The sequence below is a fragment of the Streptomyces albidochromogenes genome (assembly GCF_005981925.1).
Lineage (GTDB): Bacteria > Actinomycetota > Actinomycetes > Streptomycetales > Streptomycetaceae > Streptomyces > Streptomyces albidochromogenes.
Window position 1 is genome coordinate 1 of record NZ_VBVX01000710.1, and the last position, 683, is coordinate 683.

A 683-nucleotide genomic window follows, 5' to 3' on the forward strand; every position below is an offset into this window, starting at 1 on the left:
CCCCTGATGCGTGCAGATCGCGGAGAAGCCCTTGAACGTGCCCTCCTCCGGCTGCGTCACCACGACCTTCTCGTCCGCGAAGATCTTGCCGCCGCCCACCGGGATCTCCGAGGTCGCGGCCAGCGCCCGGCCGCCCGCGGGCGTCTCACCGGCGGTCGGCGACTCGCCCGTGGTCGGCGACTGGCCGGAACGCGCGGGCGACTCGGGGGCCGCCGGCCGCGTCTCGTCCCCGCCCCCGCCGCCTCCGTCGCCGCAGCCGACCGTCAGCGCGGTGCCCGCCGCGGCGGCGCCGGCCGTGAGGACCGCCCGGCGGCTCGTACCCTTGCCCATCACGTGCTCCTCACCCCTCGCTCCGCTGATTCGGCGCGAAGGGCAGCATCTTCGCCCGCATCGCCCCGCGGACGAAGCACCCGGCGGCCCCGCTCGCGTGTCTCACCCGTAGAACGCGCCGAGCCCCGCCCCGCCCGGCCCAACTAGGCTGGATCAAGCAGGGGCCGACGAGGTACGGAGCGAGGAGCACGACGTGGCAGTACGAGCGGTGCGTGGGGCCGTCCAGCTGGAGCGGGACGAGGCCGGGCACATGGACGAGCAGGTCAGCGAGCTGCTCACCGCCATCCTGGAGCGCAACGGGCTCACCCCCGACGACCTCATCAGCATCTGGTTCACGGCCACACCCGATCTGC

Annotated in this window: 2 protein-coding genes; one reads left to right on the top strand and one right to left on the bottom strand. The window is 74.2% G+C overall.

Features of this window, described 5'->3' with window-relative positions; all coding sequences use genetic code 11:
• Positions 1-330 (bottom strand): Rieske (2Fe-2S) protein (locus E2E34_RS34880; RefSeq protein WP_500691591.1); only part of this gene is annotated, 330 nt, incomplete at its 3' end.
• A gap of 193 nt (positions 331-523) precedes the next feature.
• Between E2E34_RS34880 and E2E34_RS34885 the strand changes: the two genes are divergently transcribed.
• Positions 524-683 (top strand): chorismate mutase (locus tag E2E34_RS34885; RefSeq protein ID WP_167518456.1); only part of this gene is annotated, 160 nt, incomplete at its 3' end.